Genomic DNA, 19,918 nt, shown 5'->3' with positions numbered 1-19,918 from the left:
TGCCGTTAAGGAATGACTTGGGCGGAATTCAGGCGTCGTCTTCAAAAAGCGGATCGTCATCGTCCAGGGCGGCATCGGCATCATCGTCGAACATATCGCCGGTGTTCTCGTCGCGGGTGTCCGGGGCCTCTTCCGTCTCGGGCGGGCGCGATTCCAAAAGGCCCGCGTCGCGCAACTCCTTGAGGCCGGGCAGATCGCGTGCGGATTCCAGGCCGAAGTGATCCAGAAACACCTGTGTAACAACATAGGTCACGGGGCGTCCGGGCGTCATGCGGCGGCGGCCGAACTTGATCCAGTCCAGCTCGATCAGCTGGTCCACGGTACCTCGGCTGACGCTAACCCCTCGGATTTCCTCGATTTCTGCGCGGGTGACTGGCTGGTGGTAGGCCACGATGGCCAACGTCTCGATCGCGGCGCGGCTCAGCTTCCGGCTTTCCACCTGCTCGCGCGCCATAAGAAAGCCCAGGTCAGCCGCCGTACGAAACGCCCAGGCGTCCCCCACCTTGGTGACCTGTACCCCGCGCCCCTCATACCGCTTGCGCAACAGATGCAGCGCCTCGGCCGGGTCCGAACCGTGGGGCATGCGCGCCTCCATCTCGGCCAGGCTTACCGGCTCGGCGGAGGCGAAGAGCAGCGCTTCCACCATGCGTTCCTGTTCCGCCAGAGGAGGGGCGCGAAACAGGCTTTCTTCAGCACGCCCAGGGGCGCTATCCGGGGTCTTTGTCATGGGTCTTTCCGGCGCATTTGGATGGGTGAGAACGTCTCGGATTGGCGGATTTCCACGCGGCCCGCTTTCGCCAGTTCCAGCGCCGCCGCGAAATTCGCCGCCGCCGCCGAGCGGCGCTTTGCCGGGTCCGTCGTCCAACCGTCAGGCAAATAGGACATCAGATCCGCCCATTCACCCATGTAGCCAACCATGCCGCGCAAGCGATCCAGCGCCTCTTCCATGGTTAGAACCGCCTCGCGGTCCATCACGTAGGGGCGGAATTCATCCTTGGTGCGGATGCGGGCGTAGGCCTGCATCAGATCCAGCAATCCGGCGGTGTAGGTCACTTTGCGGTTGGTCGTCATGGCTTGCGGCTGGCCCCGCACGAAGCGGTCGCGGCCCAGACGGTCCCGCGCCATCAGACGCGCTGCACAATCGCGCATCGCGGCCAAACGCTCTAGCTGGAAAGCCAGATGCGCGGCGAGATCTTCGCCCGAGGGGCCCTCATCACCGGGTTCCGGCGGCAGCAGCAGCTTGGACTTCAGAAACGCCAACCACGCGGCCATCACAAGGTAATCGGCCGCCAACTCGATTCGCAATTGGCGGGCTTTTTCAATGAAAACAAGATATTGCTCGGTCAGAGCAAGGATCGAGATCTTGCGCAGATCCACCTTCTGGGTGCGCGACAGGGTCAGCAGAAGGTCCAGCGGTCCCTCATACCCATCGACGTCAATGATAAGCGCCTCCGCCTCGCGGCGGGCGCTGACCGCATCCCAATCGTCGGTGTTGGCTGGTTGCCCGCCTTCAGACATAGACCTCTCCGCCCAGACGGTCGGAAAGCTCTTGCTCTATGGCGTCAATGTCAAGCGGCTCGGGCGATCTGCGCAGGGCAAGCGCCGCATCCGTGCGCGCTTTGGCGGCCCCGTCAAGCGCACCGGACTGTGCCACGACGTCCTGCATTTCCGGCAATTCGCCGTTGCAATGGAGGATCAAATCGCACCCCGCCGCCTTGGCCCGCGCCGCACGTGCCCCGATCGGACCGGGCAACGCGCCCATCGAGAGGTCGTCGGTCATCAGGGCGCCTTGGAAGCCGATGTCATCGCGGATCAGGGCGATCACGTCCGGGTCCATGGTCGCGGGCAATGTGCCGCCAAGCGCCTTGTACACGATATGGGCTGTCATGCCCAAGGGCAGCGATGCGACGGCGCGAAACACGGCAAAATCCGTCGCATCAAGCGTCGCGCGATCCACGCTGACGCGTGGCAGGTCCTTGTGGCTATCGGCCACCGCCGCGCCATGTCCGGGGATGTGTTTCACCACAGGCAATACGCCCCCCGCCAGCAGCCCATCGGCCACGGCGCGGGCCGTCTGGACAACGCTTTTCACATCGCTGCCATAGAGGCGATTGCGCAGGAAGGGATGCGTGTCGTCGCGCGCGATATCGGCGGTAGGCGCACAATTCACGTCGATCCCGACGGCGCGCAATTCGTGAGCGATCAGCCGATATCGCAGCGCCATGGCACGCGGACCGGCTTTGGCCATCTGGTCCAGCGGCGCCATCCACTCGCGCCAAATGGGGCCCCGCAACCGCTGCACGCGGCCCCCTTCCTGATCGATCAGGATCGGGGCGTCATAACCAACTGCCGCACGCAATTCCTTTGTCAAAGCATAGACTTGCGCGGCGTTCTTGATGTTTCGCGCGAAGAGGATGAACCCCCAAGGCGCCGCCTCTGCGAAAAAGGCGCGCTCGTCTTGCGACAGGGCCACCCCCTCACAGCCGAGGATTGTAGCCGATTGCGTCATTTCAGCGAACAGTGACCGGGATACAGGCGGCACCCTGGGCGACAAGGCCCGCGCAGAAGCGGCGCGACGCCGACAGATCACCGAACCCATGGGCACGCAGGCGGTAGAAGGTGGCTCCGCCGGACGAGGCCTCTTCGATCACACGTGCACGGCCAAGGAAGAAGTCAGGGAAGTTGCGCGACAACCGTTCCCATTCCGTGCGGGCAAGGTCTGGCGTGTCGAAGGCACCGAGCTGCACAAGGCGGGTGCCTGTCTCCAACTCGGAGGCGGCGATCTCGAAGCCCTCGTCATCTTCGGTGATGCCATCTGCCACAACGCCCTCTGTTGTTGGGGTGGGCGCCGCAGCGGCCCGCGCCGAGAGGCCAGCGGGGCGCAAGGCCGGGCGTGGCGAGCGGCGCACGCCGGGGACGGAAATCGGGATCGTTTCGGCGCGCGCGACCAAGTCGACGGACGGCTCGCCCAAGGTTTCCGACGCAGGCTCGCCAAGCGATGGCGCGTCCATGTCCGTCAGCGGCGTCGCCTCTTGCAAGAGGCGCGCGATCAGGGCGTCGGTATCGACCTCCGGGACGATCTCGGGTACGATTTCGGCATCGATGTCCGGCAAAGCGGCAGAGGCGTTTTCGAAGGCCTGTTCCGCGGGTTCGGCGTCAGGTTCCGGTGTGAGATTTGCCGCGCTCAGATCCTGCGGCGGCGGGGCAAGCAACAATTGGTCAGGGACCGGGGCCGCTTCGGCCCCTTCGGCCAAGCGGTTCACCGCAAGGCCCTGGTTTTCAGCGACAGAGCCGCCCGGATTTTCCGGCGCGATGCGCATCGGCCCGTCCAATGCGCGGATGACCGGCACGTCCGCCACGTCGCGGACCAGCAATTGAAACGCCCAGACACCCATGCCGATGACAAGGCCCATCGACACCAGTGCGCCCGCCCAGTTGATCAGTTGTGTGACCCGCGATGCGTCAACTGAGGCCGCCGTGGGAGCGGCCTGATCATAGCCGTACTCAAAGTTGCCCTCATAGGAATACGCATCGGGGGCGCCCCCGGAATATTGGATATCTGCCATGCCCGCCTCATCGCCCGTGGACCGATTGGGCCCTTGGGTCTATTGCCTGTGACGTCCAGCCGGGAGAGGTCTTGCGCCTCACATCTGATCGACCGGAGTGACCCCCAAGATACCAAGACCGTTCGAAATGACAATCGCCACGGCGGAAATCAGGCACAATTTCCCAGATGTTGCCGATGGATCATCTTCTTGGAAGAAGCGTAGATGCGGATCAGCGTTGCCCTTGTTCCAAAGCGCGTGGAAATCCGACGCCAGATCATAGAGGTAGAAGGCCACGCGGTGCGGCTCGTGGCCCTTGGCGGCAATCTCGATCAGGCGCGGGTATTCGGCGATCTTGGCGGCCAGCGCCAGTTCAGACGGATCATTAACGGCGTCAAGGTTTGCGGGGTCGGGGGTCATCCCCGCCTCTGCGGCCTTGCGCAGGACAGAATGGATGCGCGCATGGGCGTATTGCACGTACCAGACGGGGTTGTCCTTGGATTGTTCGCGCACTTTGTCGACATCGAAATCCAACGGCGCGTCGTTCTTGCGGGTCAGCATGTGGAACCGGGTCACGTCCAGGCCCACCATCTCCACCACGTCCGCGAGGGTGACGAAGGTCCCTGCACGCTTGGACATTTTCAGTTCTTCATCGCCGCGTCGCAATTTCACCAGCTGGGTCAGCTTCACATCAAGCGGCACGCGGCCATCCGACAAGGCCGAGACAGCCGCCTTCATCCGTTTCACATAGCCGCCGTGATCGGCGCCAAAAACATCGATCAGCTCGTCGAAGCCCCTGGAAACCTTATCAAAATGATACGCGATGTCGGGGGCGAAATAGGTCCAGGACCCGTCCGATTTCATCACCGGGCGGTCCACGTCATCGCCGTGCGCCGTGGACTTGAAGAGCGTCTGTTCACGCGGTTCCCAATCATCGGGCTTCTTGCCCTTGGGTGGTTCCAGATAGCCTTCGTAGATCAGGCCCTTGCCGCGCAGATCATCAATCGCTGCCTCGATCCGGCCCGTCCCATAGAGTGATTTCTCGCTGTAGAATACGTCCATCTCCACGCCGAGCATCGCCAGATCCGACCGGATCAGATCCATCATCTGTTCGGTAGCAAACTCGCGGATTTCCGCCAGCCAGAACTGCTCCCCCTTGTCGACGAAGGCGTCGCCGACCTTGTCTTTCAGCGCCTGTCCGACCTCGATCAGATAGTCGCCGGGGTAGGTGCCATCCTCGAACGCGACCTTTTGGCCGTGGGCCTCCAGATAGCGCAAATAGACGGACCGAGCGAGCACATCGACCTGCGCACCGCCGTCGTTGATGTAGTATTCCCGCGTCACGTCATAACCCGCGACATCCAGAAGCGAGGCCAAGGCATCGCCGAAAACGGCGCCCCGCGTGTGGCCTACGTGCAACGGGCCAGTAGGATTTGCGCTGACATATTCGACGTTTACGCGCTTCTCCGCCCCAATGGTGGAGCGCCCGTAGCCCTTCCCCGCCGAAAGGACCTGCGCAACAATCCCGCGCCAGACGTCGCCCGACAGCCGCAGGTTCAAGAACCCCGGCCCCGCCACCTTGGCCGTATCGATCCGTGCATCATCGGCCAGCTTTGCGGCCAATGCCTCTGCGATATCGCGCGGCTTCATGCCTGCGGACTTCGCCAGCACCATCGCCGCATTCGTCGCCATATCGCCATGGCTTGCATCGCGCGGCGGCTCGACCGTCACGGCTCGCGTCTCCAGCCCATCGGGCAGCACACCATCGGCAACCAGCGCACCAATGGCGGCCAGAACGGTTTCGCGGATCTCGGCGAAGAGGGTCATGTCACGGGTCCTTCAAAGATTAGGCCTGCGTCTATCACGACCCGCGCTGTCGTCAATCAGGGCTCGCAGCGCGTGTAGGTATAGGCGTTGTTGTTGAGGACGACGACGATCCCGTCGTTGGACGACTCGCCCACCAGCAAGCGCGCATCGAACGCACTGCCTTCCGCCGTACACGCGCCGTCGTAGAGGAAGATCTGATCCATATCACGCACGTTGACCGGGTTGGACAGATCACAGCACTGCTCGAACAGGCACAGGGTCGGGAATGACAACGAGGCCGTGCGCTCTCCGCCCGGCACAAAGCCGTCTACGGGGCAGGTAAATCCTTGATAAAAAAGACCATCCTGGGGGAAAGCCTGAACCGGCGAGAGGAATGCAATGAAGGCAATCGCCGGGGCGGCGAGGCGGATGAATGGGGGCATGATCGGGCTCCGGAATTGAGCTTAGTGGGGCACCCACACCTTGCCGCCATCGCCGTCACCGATCAACCTTTGGTGGCTTTGCAGGGCAAATCTGTCGGTCATGCCCGAGATGTAATCCGAGACGATCCGCGCAAGCTGGGTCGCATCGCCTGCGACCTCCTCCACATCCTTGCGCCATTGCTTTGGCAATTCATCGGGGTTTTGCAGGAAGAACGGGAACAAATCCTCCACCACTTGCGTCACATCTGCCCGCATCTCGACCACGGAGGGGGCGCGATACATGCGTTTGAATAAAAATGTACGGATGACGTGAAGATCGTCGAACAACCCTTTGGAAAACCGAATAACGGGACGGCCGGCGGTGCGGATATCCACAGGGGTCTGTGGATCGATTTCCGCCAAAGTGGCGCGGGCGTTGGCCAAGACATCCTCGACCAAAACGCCAAAAAAGCGCCGCAGGGCTTCGTGCCTGCGGCGGTAATAGTTGAGGCCGGGATAGAGCTGATCCACGGCCCCAAAACACCGATCGAGGATCGGCAATTCGGCCAATTCGTCCGTCGAAAACAGCTCGGCCCGCAACCCATCATGCAAATCGTGGTGATTGTAGGCGATGTCATCGGCCAGCGCGGCGACCTGCGCCTCGGCCGAGGCATGGGTGGACAGTTCCAAGTCGATATCGCGGCAGCTGACCTCCAGCGCCCAAGGCAAGGGGGCGCCCACGGGGCCGTTGTGTTTTGCGATGCCTTCAAGCGTTTCCCACGTCAGGTTCAAGCCGTCGAACTCGGCGTAGTGACGCTCCAGATGGGTCACGATCCTGAGCGCCTGCGCGTTATGGTCGTAGCCACCATGGGGCGCCATCAGTGCCTGCAACGCATCTTCGCCAGTGTGACCAAACGGCGGGTGGCCCAGATCATGGGCCAGGGCGACGGTTTCTGTCAGGTCCTCGTCCAGGCCCAAGGCCCGCGCCATCGTTCGCGCGACCTGCGCCACCTCCAGCGAATGGGTCAGACGGGTGCGGAAGTAATCCCCCTCATGTTCGACAAACACCTGTGTTTTATGCTTCAAACGCCGGAATGCGCTGGAATGAATGATTCGGTCGCGATCCCGCTGGAACGGGGAGCGGTGGGCGCTTTCTTCTTCCGCGACCGCGCGTCCGCGCGTGGCCATCGGGTCGCATGCATAGGCTGCGCGCATAAATCTTGCCTCCAGCGGGGCGATCTTGTGGTGTGTCTTGTGGCGTGTCTTGTCCGGGGCCCCTGCCCCCCATATATTGCAGGTATTCGCGATTTACGACAGGTGAACGCCCATGCTTTCGATCCCTCCCAAAGTCACGGACCGCGCCTTCGCGCGTCTTGCCGAGATCAATGAGGACGCCGACACCCCGCAAGCCCTGCGCGTGGCCGTCGAAGGTGGCGGCTGTTCAGGATTTCAGTATGAAATCAAGCTCGATACGCCCGCAACGGACGACCTCGTGCTGGAAGGCCAAGGCCAAAAGGTCGTGGTCGACACGGTCTCATTGCCGTTTCTTGCGGACGCGGTGATCGATTTCACCGAGGAGCTGATCGGCGCGCGGTTCACGATCGACAACCCCAATGCCTCGTCCTCCTGCGGTTGCGGGACGTCGTTTTCGATGTAACGCTACGTTCTCGCTGGCGCTTTTGCGATCGGCTGCTACCCTTTCGTTAACCACGGGAGGGCACGATGGATCTGACACATTCACCGAAAGAGCAGGCATTCCAGGACGACGTCCGCACCTTTCTTGCCGAGGCCCTGCCCCCTGACATCGCCGCCCGCGTCGCGTCTGGAGCGGGAGCGACCCGAGACGACATGGAGCGCTGGCACGCGATCCTCGCGCAAAAGGGCTGGCTTGCGGGCACATGGCCAAAGGCCCACGGCGGCTGCGATTGGGGCCCGATCGAGTTGCACATTTTTGAGGAAGAATGTGCGCTGGCCAATGCCCCCCGGATTGTGCCGTTCGGCCTGAAAATGCTGGCGCCGGTGCTGATGCAATTCGGCACGCCTGCGCAACAGGCCGAGTATCTGCCCCGTGTTCTGGACGGCCGCGACTGGTGGTGCCAAGGCTACTCCGAGCCCGGCGCGGGGAGCGATCTGGCCTCGCTGAAAACCCGCGCGGAGCGGGACGGCGACACCTATGTCATCACCGGCCAGAAGACATGGACAACCTATGGCCAATACGCCAACCGCATTTTCTGCCTCGTGCGCACGCAGTTCGAGGGCAAGCCGCAAGCGGGCATCAGCTTCGTTTTGATCGACCTTGACACGCCCGGCATCGAGATGCGGCCGATCCGCCTGATCGAGGGCGGCTATGAGGTCAATGAGGTCTTCTTCACCGATGTCCGCGTGCCCGTCGCGAACCGTGTGGGTGCGGAGAACGAGGGCTGGAGCATTGCCAAATACCTTCTGGGGCATGAGCGGGCCAACATCGCCGGCACGGGATTTTCCGTGCAGGCGCTGGAGCAGGTGAAAGCACTGGCGCGTCAAGTCACGCGCGGCGGCAAGCCTTTGATCCAGAACCCTCTTTTCGCAGCGCGCCTGGCCGAGATCGAGGCGGAATTGGAAGCGATGAAGATCACCAACCTGCGGATGCTGTCGAAGGCGGCCCAGGGCGGGCAGTTGGGGGCGGAGCCGTCGATGCTGAAGATCAAGGGGACGGTCCTGCGACAGGCGTTGAACGATCTGGCGCGCCGGGCCTTGGGGCCAGCTGCGGCCCCCTTCCCGTCCGAGGACCTCGACAATCTGGCGATCGCACCTGCCGGTCACGCCCACAACGCGGGTGGCTATTTCAACAACCGAAAGATCTCCATCTACGGCGGCTCGAATGAGATTCAGCGCAACATTCTGGCCAAAGGGCTGATGCAATGAATTTCGAGCAATCCGACGATCGGCGCATGTTGTCCGAGACCCTGCGCCGCTACCTGGCCGATGCTTACGGCATCGAGCACCGTAACGCCGTAGCTTACGCCGACCCATTCCATGACCCCGAAAGATGGGCGGAATTGACGGACCTGGGCCTTTTCTATGCCCTCGTCCCCGAAGCACGTGGCGGCATGGGGGGCCACGGCTTCGACATCGTCACCGTCTTCGAAGAACTGGGCCGTGCGCTGTGTCCAGAGCCTGTCCTGGGCCAACTCCTCGCCGCCGCCCTTTTGGCGGACACGGACGCCCTGATGACAGGCACACGCTATGCCCTCGCGATCAGCGAGACCGACGCGCCCTATGGTATCCATGACATCACCACGACAGCCGTTCAGGATCGCTTAACGGGACGAAAGACCGTGGTCTACGGCGCCCCGACTGCCGACGTCCTGCTGGTCGCCGCCCGCGACGGCGACAGCATCGGATTGTTCCAAGTCACTGCTTCTGAGGCAGAAATCACCGGTTACGCCATGATCGACGGCGGCCCTGCGGGAGAAGTCTTCTTCGACGAAACCCCGGCGCAGCAGGTCATGGAAAACGCGGAAGACCTCCTTCAAACGGCCCTTGATCGCGGTGCCCTGGCCCTGTGCGCCGAAGCGCTTGGCGCGATGGACGTGGTGCAAGGCATGCTGGTCGACTACCTCAAGACCCGCAAACAATTCGGCCAACCCCTCGGGGCGTTTCAGGCCCTGCAACACCGGGCCATCGATCTTGCCATCGAGATCGAACAGGCGCGCTCCATCGTGATTCTTGCCGCCTCCGCTGACGGCACCGAGGCCTTTGCAAAACGCGCTGCGCAAGCCAAACATCTGGTGGGCAGGATCGCGCGGCAGGTGTCGGAAGAGGCGATCCAGATGCACGGCGGCATCGGCATCACATGGGAGTACCCGCTGTCGCACTACGCCAAGCGGCTGGTGATGATCGACCACCAGTTGGGCGACAGCGATTGGCATCTGGAACGGCTGATGGCGGACCTAGCCGGGGGTGCCTAACCGCGCGGCGATGGACTCCGTTGTGACCGTTCCGATGACTTCTCCGTCCTCCTCCACGGCCAAGGGTGCCGCGCTTTCGGCGAACCGTTCGAGGATGTCCTTGACCGGCATCTCGACCGGGATAAGCGGCCCGACTGTGGGCCCGACTGTGGGCAGGTCCTTCATGACGTCGCGCGCGGTCAACACGCCCAAGGGGTTCATATTGGACACAAATTCCGCAACATAGTCCGTCGCGGGTTCCGAGAATATTTGCCGCGGCGTGCCGACTTGCACGATCCGCCCGCCCTCAAGGATCGCAATGCGATTGCCGATCTTGAACGCCTCGTCCAGATCGTGACTGACGAAGATGATGGTACGCTTGAGGTCCCGTTGCAGGTCCAGAAGCTCGTCCTGCAACTTGCTACGGATCAGCGGGTCGAGCGCGGAGAACGGCTCGTCCATCAGCAGGATCGGCGCGTCGGTGACAAAGGCGCGGGCAAGGCCCACGCGCTGCTGCATCCCGCCCGAAAGCTCGCCGACCTTACGGTCCGCCCACTCACTGAGGCCAACCAATGCCAGTTGCGTATCAACCGCCGCCTGCCGCACGGCGGGGGATTGGCCCGCCAGTTCCAGGCCAAGGCCCACATTCTCGCGCACCGTGCGCCAGGGCAGCAGGCCAAATTGCTGAAACACCATCGAAACGCAGGTCTGGCGCAGGTAGCGAAGGTCCGCCTTGGAGGCCCCCGGCAAGGTGCAAGACCATTCCCCGTCGTGGATCTCCACTTGACCGCGCACCACGGGGTTAAGGCCGTTAACCGCCCGTAGAAGCGTGGATTTGCCCGAGCCCGAGAGCCCCATGAGCACAAGGATCTCGCCCTCCTCCACATCGAGCGAGCATTCGTGAACGCCCAGAACATGGCCCGTGGCGGCCTGAATCTCGGACCGGGTGTCACCCGCGTCGGCCATCTTCAGGGCAGCCGCCGGGCGGGGGCCGAACATGATGCAGACATCGCGGAAGGAAACGGCTGTGCTCATCGATAAGCCTCATAGCGCAGGATGCCTGCGACACCGTTTGGCGGGCCGCCGTCGTTGGGGTGTTGTTGGCCGTCGTTGACGGTAATCTCGGGCAATTGCCACGGCGATTGACCTTCCAGACACGCCAGGTTCACCCCATATTCATTGGGGTTCGAGCGCCGCCTGTGATGGGTGTAGATGCCGCAGGTCTTGCAGAAATAGTGCTCGGCCACGCGGGTGTTGAACTGGTAAAGCGTCAGGTTGTCAGCGCCTTGCGTGATTGTCAGACCGTCCAGTGCCGCCGAGACAGCAACCGCGCCGCGCATCGTGCACAGCGAACAATCGCACCGCCGCGCGCTGGCCAACCCGTCCGTCAAATCGGCCGTGAAGCGCACCGCGCCGCAATGACATTGTCCGTTCAATTTCATGTCTTTACCCTCAAGGTGCGTTCGAGCACGATGGCCACGACGACGATGACAAATCCGCTTTCGAACCCCAGCCCGGTGTTCACCTGGTTCAGCGCCCGCACAACCGGAACGCCCAATCCGTCGGCCCCCACAAGGGCCGCGATCACCACCATCGAGAGCGACAGCATGATGGTCTGATTCAGGCCCGTCATGATCTGCGGCAGGGCATAGGGCAGCTCGACCTTCCACAGCTTTTGCGACGGCGTGGCCCCAAACGCATCGGCGGCTTCCAGCAAGGACTGCGGCGTGGACGAAATGCCAAGATGGGTCAACCGGATCGGCGCAGGCAGCACGAAAATCACCGTGGCAATCAGGCCCGGCACCATCCCGATGCCGAAAAATACAATGGCCGGAATAAGATAGACGAAGGTCGGCAGGGTCTGCATCAGGTCCAGCACGGGCCGCATCCAGGCGTAAAGCCGGGGTCTGTGGGCCACCGCGATCCCGATGGGAACACCCACGCCCATGCAGACGACGCAGGCCGAAAGGACGAGGGTCAGGCTTTCGGTCGTCTCTTCCCAGTAGCCCTGGTTGACGATGAACAGGAAGCCGACTGCCACCAATGCAGGCACCTTCCAGCCGCGGTGCAGCCACCACGCCAGCGCGGTGAAAATCGCGATAATCAGGAACGGGTGCCATTCCTGCGGATACAGAAAGGCCGCGTCGCGCAACCGGATGTCCTGGATCCAGGACGTGTTGGGCGGCTCTTGCAGGAGCGCGAGGAAGAGGTCGATCATCACCTCCAGCGCGACCGCCATGGCGTCAAAGAGGAAAGCCCCGTTACTTTGCAGCCAGTCGAATGCCGCCTCTGCACCGTCACCGATGCGCAACTTGCATTCGGTCAGGAAGGTGATCGGGCCTGTCACGTCCGGATCATTGGGGAAAGAGCATTCGGAAATGCCGTCCTCACGCCACCATTGGCGGATTTCTTGAAACCAATTCATATCTTGGCCTTCCCAATGGATGAGGTGCGGCCCCCCCAGAGCGGATGGCCCACCGAAAACGGCGGACCATCCAAAGGGTAAACGCCGTTAACTTAAAGACCCAGAGCTTCGGACACGGCAGCGGTGGCATCGCCCCCGTCGAAGGTTGTCACACCGTCAAGCCAGGCCATCACGGCGTCAGGGTTGGCCACCATCCACGCGGTCGCCGCATCGGCGGGCTCTTCACCGTCATTCAGGATCGCACCCATGATCTCGTTCTCCATGGCAAGGCTGAACTGCAAGTTCTGCAACAACGCGCCCACGTTCGGACAGGCCGCCACATAGCCAGCCGAGGTATTGGTGAAGACGGTCGCCCCGCCCAGATCGGCGCCGAACCAATCGTCGCCGCCCTCAAGGTAGGTCAGCTCGAAATTGGCGTTCATCGGGTGCGGCTCCCAGCCGAGGAAGACGATCGGCTGCTCGCGGTCGCTCTGACGGGCGACCTGGGCCAGCATCCCCTGCTCCGAGGACTCGACGACCTCGAACTCGCTCAGGCCGAAGGCGTCCGCTTCGATCATATCCATGATCAGGCGGTTGCCGTCGTTGCCGGGCTCGATGCCGTAGATCTCGCCGTTCAGTTCATCGGCGAAATTGGCGATGGAGGCGAAATCGGTGATCCCAAGCGCGGCGCCTGCCGCATTGGTGGCCAGCGTGTACTTCGCGCCCTCAAGGTTGGCGCGCACGGTGTCGACGGTCCCGGCCTCGCGATAGGGCGCGATGTCAGCCTCCATCGTGGGCATCCAGTTGCCAAGGAAGATGTCGACGTCACCGGCGGCCAGCGACGTGTAGGTGACGGGCACGGACAGGACCAGGATGTCGGTCTCGTATCCCAGCGCCTCAAGCACCACGGTCGTCGCAGCAGTGGTCGCCGTGATGTCGGTCCAGCCCACGTCCGAGAACGTCACGGTGCCGCAATCGGCATGAGCATCGGCCATGGCGGTCCCGGCGCTAAGCGCAAGGGCCAATACAGATGTCGCCGTCGAGCGATAAAGAGTCATTTTTTGGTCTCCCACAGGTTGCTGATCTTTTTGTTGATTGACCAGTCAATTAAAAAACTATTTCTGGTGCACGGCAACATGGAAGGTCTCGCGATGCCCCGCACAGGTATGATGGCTATACGGAAGGACGCGCTTGTCAACGCGACTATCACGGAAATCGGGCGGCGCGGGTCGCTGGACGTGACCATGGGACAGATCGCGAAGGCAGCGGGCGTGTCCTCGGCGCTGGCGCACCACTACTTCGGATCCAAGGACGATTTGCTGCTGGCGGCGATGCGCGCGATCCTTGCGGAATTCGGGGCCGAGGCGCGGGCTCAACTGGCCCGCGCGGACACCCCGATGGAGCGTCTGACCGCCATCGCCCGCGCTTCTTTCGGGGGGCAGAACTTCTGCCCTGATGTTGTGTCGGCCTGGCTGACCTTCTACGTCATGGCCCAACGCGACGCGCAAGCCGCGCGTCTGCTACGCGTCTATCAAAACCGCCTCGTTTCCAACCTGACCCATGCGTTAACGCCGTTAACGCCTGACGCGCCACGCATTGCTGCGACGGCGGCGGCGCTGATCGACGGCCTCTACATCCGGCACGCTTTGGCCGATGTCGGTCCACCCGACGCCGAGGCCGCCATCACACGGGTCACGGATTTTCTGGAGCTTGCGATCCGATGAACCCGCTTAACGCTTTGTTTTTGATCGCGGATCGACTGAACGCGACGCCCATTCGCGAAGGCCCGTTCGACCGACCTCACACGCCCATGCTCGACCGCCTCGCCGCTGGATCGACACGTTTCGCGACCACCTGCATGGGGTGCGAACGCCACATACTTAACCATATGAACCTCAATGTTCTTGAGGAAGATCAACACCATCCTGGAGGGGAATGACAATGCAGCCGACCGCAAGCCACTTCGTGAACGGCGCGTATCTGGAAGATACAGCAGGTGACGCCATCCCCGTGATCTTCCCCGCAACCGGCGAGGAGATCGCCCGCGTCCATGCCGCCACCCCTGCGGTGGTGGAAGCTGCAATGACCGCGGCAAAGGCGGCTCAAGCGCAATGGGCGGCGCTTATGGGCGTGGAGCGTGGACGCATCCTGCGCCGGGCTGCGGACATCATCCGGGAAAGAAATCAAGAACTTAGTGAGTTGGAAACCCTCGACACCGGCAAGCCGATCCAGGAAACGTTGATCGCCGATGCAAGCTCTGCCGCCGACAGCCTGGAGTATTTCGGCGGCCTCGCCGCATCCCTGGCCGGCGAACACATGCAATTGGGCGGCGATTGGGCCTATACCATGCGCGTGCCGCTTGGTGTATGCGTCGGTATCGGCGCGTGGAACTATCCCACCCAGATCGCCGCGTGGAAAGGCGCCCCGGCACTGGCATGCGGCAACACGATGGTCTTCAAGCCGTCTGAACAAACGCCCTTATGTGCCTTGAAATTAGCAGAAATTCTGGTCGAGGCTGGCGCGCCCCCAGGCGTCTACAACGTGATCCAAGGGGCCGGAGAGGTTGGCAAAGCGCTGGTCGAAGACCCACGCACCGCCAAGGTCTCACTCACCGGGTCCGCCGCGACCGGCAAGAAGGTCTACGCCTCTGCCGCTGCGCACATGAAGCACGCAACGATGGAGTTGGGCGGCAAATCCCCCCTCATCATCTTCGATGACGCCGATCTGGAAAATGCAGTTTCGGGCGCGATCAACGCCAATTTCTATGCCTCGGGTCAGGTGTGCTCGAACGGTACCCGCGTGTTCGTCCAAAGCGGCATCAAGGTCGCCTTCCTTGCACGTTTGGCCGAGCGCACTGCAAATGCCGTCATCGGAGACCCCCGCAACGAGGCCACGAATTTCGGCCCGATGGTAAGTGAAGAACAGCTGGCAATTACCTGTAATTACATCGAAAAAGGCATCGCTGAGGGCGCGCGCCTGGTGCACGGCGGCAAGCGCTTGGATCGGCCCGGCTGCTTCATTGAGCCGACGATCTTCACGGATGTGACAGACGACATGACCATCGCGCGCGAAGAGATTTTCGGCCCAGTCATGTCCGTTCTCGACTTCAAAACGGAAGAGGAAGTCGTGACACGAGCCAACGCGACCGACCTCGGCCTGTCCGGCGCGGTATTTACCGCGGATATCACCCGTGCTCACCGCGTCGTGCACGCGATTGAAGCAGGCAGCGTATGGATCAACCAGTATAATCTGACGCCCGTGGAAGTGCCCTTCGGAGGTATGAAGGGTTCGGGCGTAGGGCGCGAAAATGCGCGTGCGGCGATCGAACATTACTCTCAACTCAAGACGGTTTACGTCGGAATGTCACCGGTGGAGGCCGCCTTTTAGATGGAAGCTGATTACGTCGTTATTGGTGCAGGATCAGCGGGTTGCGCGGTGACCTTCAGGTTGACTGAGGCCGGGAAGTCCGTGCTTGTCATCGAGCATGGGGGCTCTGATTGGGGACCGTTCATCAACATGCCTGCCGCGCTGAGTTACCCGATGGGGATGAAGCGGTATGACTGGGGCTATCTGACCGAACCCGAGCCGCATATGAACAACCGCGTCATGGCCTGCCCGCGCGGCAAGGTCATCGGTGGGTCGTCATCGATCAACGGCATGATTTACGTGCGCGGCCATGCGCAGGATTTCGACATATGGGCCGAAATGGGCGCGGACGGCTGGTCCTACGCCGACGTCCTGCCCTACTTCAAGCGCGCCGAGACGTGGCACGGCGACGCCGGCGACCCCGCGTTCCGCGGCCATGACGGCCCACTACACATCACGCGAGGGGAACGGAAAAACCCTCTGTATCAAGCTTTTATCGAGTCCGGTGCGCAAGCTGGCTATGGCAGAACCGACGATTATAACGGCTATCGGCAAGAAGGCTTCGGAGCCTTCGAGATGTCGGTCTGGAAAGGCAAGCGCTGGTCCGCGGCAAGCGCCTATCTGAAGCCCGCTCTCGCTCGATCGAATTGCGACATGGTGAGGGGTCTAGTGCAACGGATCGAGTTCAAGGAGGGGCGTGCCACGGGTGTTCGCCTGTCAGACGGAACCTTGATCCGAGCGCGCGCTGAGGTGATCCTGTGCGCCGGTGCGATCAATTCGCCTAAAATTTTAATGCTTAGTGGAATTGGACCCGGTAACCATCTGGCAGATAAAGATATTCCCATCGTCGCGGATCGTTGCGGCGTTGGTCAGAACCTTCAGGATCACTTGGAGCTTTATGTTCAATACGCGGCCTCTCAGCCCGTCTCCATCGCCCCCTATTGGTCGCTTTGGGGCAAGGCACTGGTGGGCGCGCAATGGCTGTTCAACAAGACCGGGCTCGGGGCGACCAACAATTTCGAGGCTTGTGGCTTCATCCGCTCGAACGCCGGGGTGCAATACCCCGATATTCAGTATCATTTCCTTCCCATCGCCGTGCGTTATGATGGCAAAACGCCCCCCGGCGGCCATGGATTTCAAGCCCATACCGGACCCATGCGCTCTCCCTCCCGCGGTGACATCACGCTTGCAAGCAATGACCCCGCTGCCGCGCCAAAGATCCGCTTCAACTACATGTCGCACGCCAAGGATTGGGAAGACTTCCGCCGCGCGATCCGCCTGACACGAGAGATCTTTGCAACCGGTCCGATCAAGGATTTCGTCGACCATGAGATCCAACCGGGGAACGCCGCACAAACCGACGCGGCGCTGGACGCGATCATTCGCGAGCACGCGGAATCAGCCTATCACCCCTGTGGAACAGCCCGAATGGGGCAACGAGACGACCCCATGGCCGTGGTGGATCCAGAGAACAGAGTGATCGGCGTGAAGGGTCTACGCCTGGCGGACAGCTCGATTTTCCCATTGATTCCGAATGGTAACCTGAATGCCCCTTCGATCATGGTCGGTGAAAAAGCCGCAGATCACATATTGGGGCGCCGCCTGCCTGCAGAAAACAGAGAGACTTGGATCGCACCAGATTGGCAAGCCGCCCAACGCGAGAGCCATGCCAAGGCCGCTGCGGCGGAGTAATCATGCGTCGACCTCAAGCACCCGTCCGAAAGGAACTTCCTTGGCACCCCGCGCCGGAACGACCCAAAGGACGGGAAATCGGGGGGCCGGTCCGAATGGCGCATCGAGGTCCGTCAATATCACCAGGATCGAGGGGTGCAGCCGCATGGCAGCCTCAAACACCGGTGCGTAATCGGTCCCGCCACCGATTCGAACAGGGTTTTGACGAAGCGAGCGCCACCCTCCTGCATCCAGTCGGCGTGCTGCGTGCACACATTCGTCGAAGGCCAAAAGATGAACCTCCGCGCCGGACCTGCGGCTAACACCTTCTGTTTCTTGACAAAACAGTAACAGGGTCGTCGCCTCAATCGAGCTGGAGGTATCCAGACCGACAACGACCCGAGGGCGAAAGGCGTCCCGCGTCTTCCCCGGCTGGAACACCGGCTCTGGCGTCCCGGCCTTCCGCGCCTGAGACGCCATCGCGATCCATCGCGCGGCGGGTCGACGGTACGACGTTTGCGAAACGTCACTCAGCGCGGTGCTCAAGAGGCCGCGCAATTGCACTTCCCAAGGGATGCGCGACGGGGCGAGATCCGCCAATATCCCGCCAAATCGGCCAATCCCGGTGCCCGCCCGGCGCCCTGCTTCCAAGGCATGGACCATTTGGCTTCGCCAATCTGCAGCACTTGGCGCCTCATCTTCATCCCCCGCAGTGCCTCCCACAAGGTCCGGCGAAAAATCCCGCGATCGTCCGAATTTTCGAGCTTTTTCCGACTGTTCCACACTGGCATGCAAGGCCATCGTAAGCCTTTCCGTGTCCCATTCTGTCAAAGCCTGAACGGATGACGCGGCGGGCTTGCCAATTTCTTCCAACAGATCCGTCACGAGAACCGCAGGCCGAGGCAGGGCATGGCCCGCCAACAGAAGTGTCTCGTTGATCAACCCGTCCGCCGCCAGCCCGAAAAGGGTTGCGTCGAATGTAGGACCTAAGCGCTCTGCAAAGGCGACCTGTCGGTTGGAATGCCGCAGCGCCACATGCAGGACATGATGCGCCATCAGGCCCACTTGCTCGGCCACGCCAAGAGACATGAAGGACGGCCCGTAAATTATTGTATTTCCATAGGTTCGCGTCGCGCCTTCTGCGTCGCGGTGCTTGCACCACAGGGCGAGGACGCCGAGCGCCGGGTCGACCTCTCCGAGGTGGGACAGGGCTGCCCTCGCACGCAAACTGTGGCTCACGGGAGCCATGCCGCCGCCCGATGCCGGGCGTATTCCGCATAGGCGTCTGATGTAGCGAAAGCGGCCTGCCATCCTCGCGCCATCGCCCGGGCGATCAGCATTTCAAACCCGAAAGTGGCAAGCTCTGACACTGGCAGGCCGGTACGCTCCAATGATCTGAGATCGTTCAGGATTTCGATCGCGGCCGGTAGCCGCTTCTCATCCACGGCGCCAATGATGCCATAGATCAGCGCCGTCAGACCGTGCAATGTGCTGGGAAACAACGCCGCGCGGTCCGCGCGCGACGCGTCCAGCATCGTCTCGACCTGAACCGTCGCGGCAATTTCATCGGCCATCAGGGCGAATTCGGCGGCGACGGCCTCGCCGACGGTGCCCGCGATCATCACGTGCCGCGTGGCCCGACGGATCGAAAGCCCCATGATGTCACTGACCCGCGCCCAAGACCTGGGCGTGCAGGCCACGGCCTCTCCACGTCGCAACGAGGCTTCCGTCGTTTCGAACAGATCCGGGCGCGTTCGCAGAAACGCCGCAACGGTTGGATGGATGCCCGCGTTCGGGGCATAGGACTTGAGCCAATCCTCCGTGTCAGCCAGCACAACGATATGGACCAGACGATCCGACAGCGCGGTGCCCATTTCGTAGGCCACTGCGCCATCGTCGACGGTGTTTCCAGCCGCAACGATGAAGACGGTGTCCGGCAGAACATGCCGCCCCACGCGGCGTTCCTGAAGCAGGCCATAGACCGTCGGTTGCAAGCTTGGTGACGCGGCCGTCAACTCATCGAGAAACAGGATCGCAGGCGCCTCCCGATCGGGCAAATCCTCGGGCCGATACCAGACTGTCTTTTGGGACGCGTGATCGTAGAAAGGAAGACCGCGCAGATCTTGAGGCTCGATCGTGGTGAGCCGCAGGTCAAACAGCTCCGCCCCAATTTCAGTCGCAAGCTGTTGAATGATCTCTGTTTTTCCGACGCCTGGGCGACCGTGAAGCATCCACGACGCCGTCATTTTCCCGGCCTCCTGCGCCTCCCACGCCGCACGCAGAACGTCCAATGCCGCACCGGCCGAGATACGGGTCGCGTTGATCGTCATCGCTTACGCCTCCACCGCTTGCGCATCCATCCAGGCCGCCAAACGGGCGTGAGCTGACACGCCCTCTGCATCAAGACGCACATCCCTCAACGCATCATCGACGCGCAGATTGGCCCGGTGCAAATCGTGCTCGGACAGGGACTCGTCGAAAAGGCCGCGCAGGATCTCGCGATCCTCCGGCGCCAGAGCCACGATATGCGGCGAGGGGTCTGCCGACTGGATGGAGACGAACGTCAAGGGGGCCACGCGTGCCAGCTCGGATTGGTCCGCTACCAACCGCAACTCGCCCGCCACGATACCTCTGCGCGCAGCGATCCGCCGCAATAACGCTTTGGCGCGAAAAGCAAAAGCGTCGTGGATGCGGTCGGCATCAGCCTGCGTCATCAGGCGTTCTCTGGCCGGTTTCGAAAGGCGCAGAACCCTCAATTCTACTACTCCGATCACA

At 62.1% G+C, this 19,918-nt stretch carries 20 protein-coding genes; 6 read left to right on the top strand and 14 right to left on the bottom strand.

The genetic code is table 11. The features are described from left to right. Positions 1–28 precede the first annotated feature (28 nt). From scpB to KUL25_RS01160, 7 genes are all read right to left on the bottom strand, one after another. Complete coding sequence (gene scpB, locus KUL25_RS01190; RefSeq protein WP_257891253.1) at positions 29–727, bottom strand: SMC-Scp complex subunit ScpB; 699 nt, start codon at positions 725–727, stop codon at positions 29–31. Continuing rightward, positions 724–1,518 (bottom strand): segregation and condensation protein A, encoded by a 795-nt coding sequence (locus tag KUL25_RS01185; RefSeq protein ID WP_257891252.1) that lies wholly within the window; start codon positions 1,516–1,518, stop codon positions 724–726. Before KUL25_RS01185 ends, scpB begins: the two co-directional genes overlap by 4 nt. Next, complete coding sequence (locus KUL25_RS01180) at positions 1,511–2,509, bottom strand: glycoside hydrolase family 3 N-terminal domain-containing protein (protein WP_257891251.1); 999 nt, start codon at positions 2,507–2,509, stop codon at positions 1,511–1,513. The genes KUL25_RS01185 and KUL25_RS01180 overlap by 8 nt, the downstream gene beginning before the upstream one ends. A 1-nt stretch (position 2,510) precedes the next feature. Then, the gene (locus tag KUL25_RS01175; RefSeq protein ID WP_257891250.1) at positions 2,511–3,566 is read right to left on the bottom strand and encodes an SPOR domain-containing protein; all 1,056 of its coding nucleotides are present in this window, start codon (positions 3,564–3,566) and stop codon (positions 2,511–2,513) included. A gap of 78 nt (positions 3,567–3,644) precedes the next feature. Continuing rightward, positions 3,645–5,372, bottom strand: coding sequence for an arginine--tRNA ligase (argS, locus tag KUL25_RS01170; protein WP_257891249.1), 1,728 nt, complete (start codon positions 5,370–5,372; stop codon positions 3,645–3,647). Positions 5,373–5,428: 56 nt separating this feature from the next. Further along, positions 5,429–5,794 carry a hypothetical protein gene (locus KUL25_RS01165; protein WP_068358905.1) on the bottom strand — a complete coding sequence of 122 codons (366 nt, stop codon included), beginning with the start codon at positions 5,792–5,794 and terminating at the stop codon, positions 5,429–5,431. Between the two features lie 21 nt (positions 5,795–5,815). Further along, a complete protein-coding gene (locus KUL25_RS01160) occupies positions 5,816–6,988 on the bottom strand; it encodes a deoxyguanosinetriphosphate triphosphohydrolase (protein ID WP_257891248.1) in 1,173 nt (390 codons plus the stop codon). Between the two features lie 112 nt (positions 6,989–7,100). Between KUL25_RS01160 and KUL25_RS01155 the strand changes: the two genes are divergently transcribed. The 3 genes from KUL25_RS01155 to KUL25_RS01145 all read left to right on the top strand — a co-directional run bounded on the left by KUL25_RS01155 (position 7,101) and on the right by KUL25_RS01145 (position 9,723). Further along, positions 7,101–7,430, top strand: a complete 330-nt coding sequence (locus tag KUL25_RS01155) for a HesB/IscA family protein (RefSeq protein WP_068358911.1) — start codon at positions 7,101–7,103, stop codon at positions 7,428–7,430. A 65-nt stretch (positions 7,431–7,495) separates the two neighbouring features. After that, the gene (locus tag KUL25_RS01150) at positions 7,496–8,677 is read left to right on the top strand and encodes an acyl-CoA dehydrogenase family protein (protein WP_257891247.1); all 1,182 of its coding nucleotides are present in this window, start codon (positions 7,496–7,498) and stop codon (positions 8,675–8,677) included. Further along, positions 8,674–9,723 carry an acyl-CoA dehydrogenase family protein gene (locus KUL25_RS01145; RefSeq protein ID WP_257891246.1) on the top strand — a complete coding sequence of 350 codons (1,050 nt, stop codon included), beginning with the start codon at positions 8,674–8,676 and terminating at the stop codon, positions 9,721–9,723. The genes KUL25_RS01150 and KUL25_RS01145 overlap by 4 nt, the downstream gene beginning before the upstream one ends. Here the strand turns inward: KUL25_RS01145 and choV are convergent. From choV to choX, 4 genes are all read right to left on the bottom strand, one after another. Next, positions 9,706–10,737: a choline ABC transporter ATP-binding protein gene (gene choV, locus KUL25_RS01140; protein ID WP_257891245.1), complete on the bottom strand. Its 1,032-nt coding sequence runs from the start codon at positions 10,735–10,737 to the stop codon at positions 9,706–9,708. The two genes, KUL25_RS01145 and choV, sit on opposite strands and share 18 nt — an antisense overlap. Beyond that, a complete protein-coding gene (locus KUL25_RS01135; RefSeq protein WP_257891244.1) occupies positions 10,734–11,144 on the bottom strand; it encodes a GFA family protein in 411 nt (136 codons plus the stop codon). Before KUL25_RS01135 ends, choV begins: the two co-directional genes overlap by 4 nt. Further along, complete coding sequence (gene choW, locus KUL25_RS01130) at positions 11,141–12,037, bottom strand: choline ABC transporter permease subunit (protein ID WP_257894802.1); 897 nt, start codon at positions 12,035–12,037, stop codon at positions 11,141–11,143. The genes KUL25_RS01135 and choW overlap by 4 nt, the downstream gene beginning before the upstream one ends. A gap of 182 nt (positions 12,038–12,219) precedes the next feature. Then, positions 12,220–13,164, bottom strand: a complete 945-nt coding sequence (choX, locus tag KUL25_RS01125; protein WP_257891243.1) for a choline ABC transporter substrate-binding protein — start codon at positions 13,162–13,164, stop codon at positions 12,220–12,222. Between the two features lie 93 nt (positions 13,165–13,257). Between choX and betI the strand changes: the two genes are divergently transcribed. The 3 genes from betI (at position 13,258) to betA (ending at position 17,164) form a co-directional block, all read left to right on the top strand. After that, positions 13,258–13,830, top strand: a complete 573-nt coding sequence (betI, locus tag KUL25_RS01120) for a choline-binding transcriptional repressor BetI (protein WP_257891242.1) — start codon at positions 13,258–13,260, stop codon at positions 13,828–13,830. Between the two features lie 217 nt (positions 13,831–14,047). Further along, complete coding sequence (betB, locus tag KUL25_RS01115) at positions 14,048–15,493, top strand: betaine-aldehyde dehydrogenase (RefSeq protein ID WP_427854381.1); 1,446 nt, start codon at positions 14,048–14,050, stop codon at positions 15,491–15,493. Then, a complete protein-coding gene (betA, locus tag KUL25_RS01110; protein ID WP_257891240.1) occupies positions 15,494–17,164 on the top strand; it encodes a choline dehydrogenase in 1,671 nt (556 codons plus the stop codon). Here betA and KUL25_RS01105 read toward each other — a convergent pair whose 3' ends face one another. Genes KUL25_RS01105 through KUL25_RS01095 form a run of 3 tightly spaced genes read right to left on the bottom strand, consistent with a single transcriptional unit; the run spans position 17,165 to position 19,857 of the window. Next, complete coding sequence (locus KUL25_RS01105; RefSeq protein WP_257891239.1) at positions 17,165–18,382, bottom strand: vWA domain-containing protein; 1,218 nt, start codon at positions 18,380–18,382, stop codon at positions 17,165–17,167. Further along, positions 18,379–19,473, bottom strand: coding sequence for an AAA family ATPase (locus KUL25_RS01100; RefSeq protein WP_257891238.1), 1,095 nt, complete (start codon positions 19,471–19,473; stop codon positions 18,379–18,381). Before KUL25_RS01100 ends, KUL25_RS01105 begins: the two co-directional genes overlap by 4 nt. A 3-nt stretch (positions 19,474–19,476) precedes the next feature. Beyond that, positions 19,477–19,857 carry a hypothetical protein gene (locus KUL25_RS01095; RefSeq protein WP_257891237.1) on the bottom strand — a complete coding sequence of 127 codons (381 nt, stop codon included), beginning with the start codon at positions 19,855–19,857 and terminating at the stop codon, positions 19,477–19,479. Positions 19,858–19,918 lie beyond the last annotated feature (61 nt).

It is taken from the genome of Gymnodinialimonas phycosphaerae, assembly GCF_019195455.1.
GTDB lineage: Bacteria > Pseudomonadota > Alphaproteobacteria > Rhodobacterales > Rhodobacteraceae > Gymnodinialimonas > Gymnodinialimonas phycosphaerae.
Note: the sequence above shows the minus strand (reverse complement) of the source record. Positions and strands in the feature narration are given on the sequence as shown.

Excerpts from the sequence above, each read along its gene's own strand:
- KUL25_RS01100 (WP_257891238.1), bottom strand. The coding sequence starts at position 19,473 with ATGACGATCAACGCGACCCGTATCTCGGCCGGTGCGGCATTGGACGTT.
- KUL25_RS01165 (WP_068358905.1), bottom strand. The coding sequence starts at position 5,794 with ATGCCCCCATTCATCCGCCTCGCCGCCCCGGCGATTGCCTTCATTGCA.
- betB (WP_427854381.1), top strand. The coding sequence starts at position 14,048 with ATGCAGCCGACCGCAAGCCACTTCGTGAACGGCGCGTATCTGGAAGAT.
- KUL25_RS01150 (WP_257891247.1), top strand. The coding sequence starts at position 7,496 with ATGGATCTGACACATTCACCGAAAGAGCAGGCATTCCAGGACGACGTC.
- KUL25_RS01175 (WP_257891250.1), bottom strand. The coding sequence starts at position 3,566 with ATGGCAGATATCCAATATTCCGGGGGCGCCCCCGATGCGTATTCCTAT.
- scpB (WP_257891253.1), bottom strand. The coding sequence starts at position 727 with ATGACAAAGACCCCGGATAGCGCCCCTGGGCGTGCTGAAGAAAGCCTG.
- argS (WP_257891249.1), bottom strand. The coding sequence starts at position 5,372 with ATGACCCTCTTCGCCGAGATCCGCGAAACCGTTCTGGCCGCCATTGGT.
- KUL25_RS01155 (WP_068358911.1), top strand. The coding sequence starts at position 7,101 with ATGCTTTCGATCCCTCCCAAAGTCACGGACCGCGCCTTCGCGCGTCTT.
- betA (WP_257891240.1), top strand. The coding sequence starts at position 15,494 with ATGGAAGCTGATTACGTCGTTATTGGTGCAGGATCAGCGGGTTGCGCG.
- KUL25_RS01185 (WP_257891252.1), bottom strand. The coding sequence starts at position 1,518 with ATGTCTGAAGGCGGGCAACCAGCCAACACCGACGATTGGGATGCGGTC.
- KUL25_RS01180 (WP_257891251.1), bottom strand. The coding sequence starts at position 2,509 with ATGACGCAATCGGCTACAATCCTCGGCTGTGAGGGGGTGGCCCTGTCG.
- KUL25_RS01160 (WP_257891248.1), bottom strand. The coding sequence starts at position 6,988 with ATGCGCGCAGCCTATGCATGCGACCCGATGGCCACGCGCGGACGCGCG.
- choX (WP_257891243.1), bottom strand. The coding sequence starts at position 13,164 with ATGACTCTTTATCGCTCGACGGCGACATCTGTATTGGCCCTTGCGCTT.
- KUL25_RS01095 (WP_257891237.1), bottom strand. The coding sequence starts at position 19,857 with ATGACGCAGGCTGATGCCGACCGCATCCACGACGCTTTTGCTTTTCGC.
- KUL25_RS01135 (WP_257891244.1), bottom strand. The coding sequence starts at position 11,144 with ATGAAATTGAACGGACAATGTCATTGCGGCGCGGTGCGCTTCACGGCC.
- choV (WP_257891245.1), bottom strand. The coding sequence starts at position 10,737 with ATGAGCACAGCCGTTTCCTTCCGCGATGTCTGCATCATGTTCGGCCCC.
- betI (WP_257891242.1), top strand. The coding sequence starts at position 13,258 with ATGCCCCGCACAGGTATGATGGCTATACGGAAGGACGCGCTTGTCAAC.
- KUL25_RS01145 (WP_257891246.1), top strand. The coding sequence starts at position 8,674 with ATGAATTTCGAGCAATCCGACGATCGGCGCATGTTGTCCGAGACCCTG.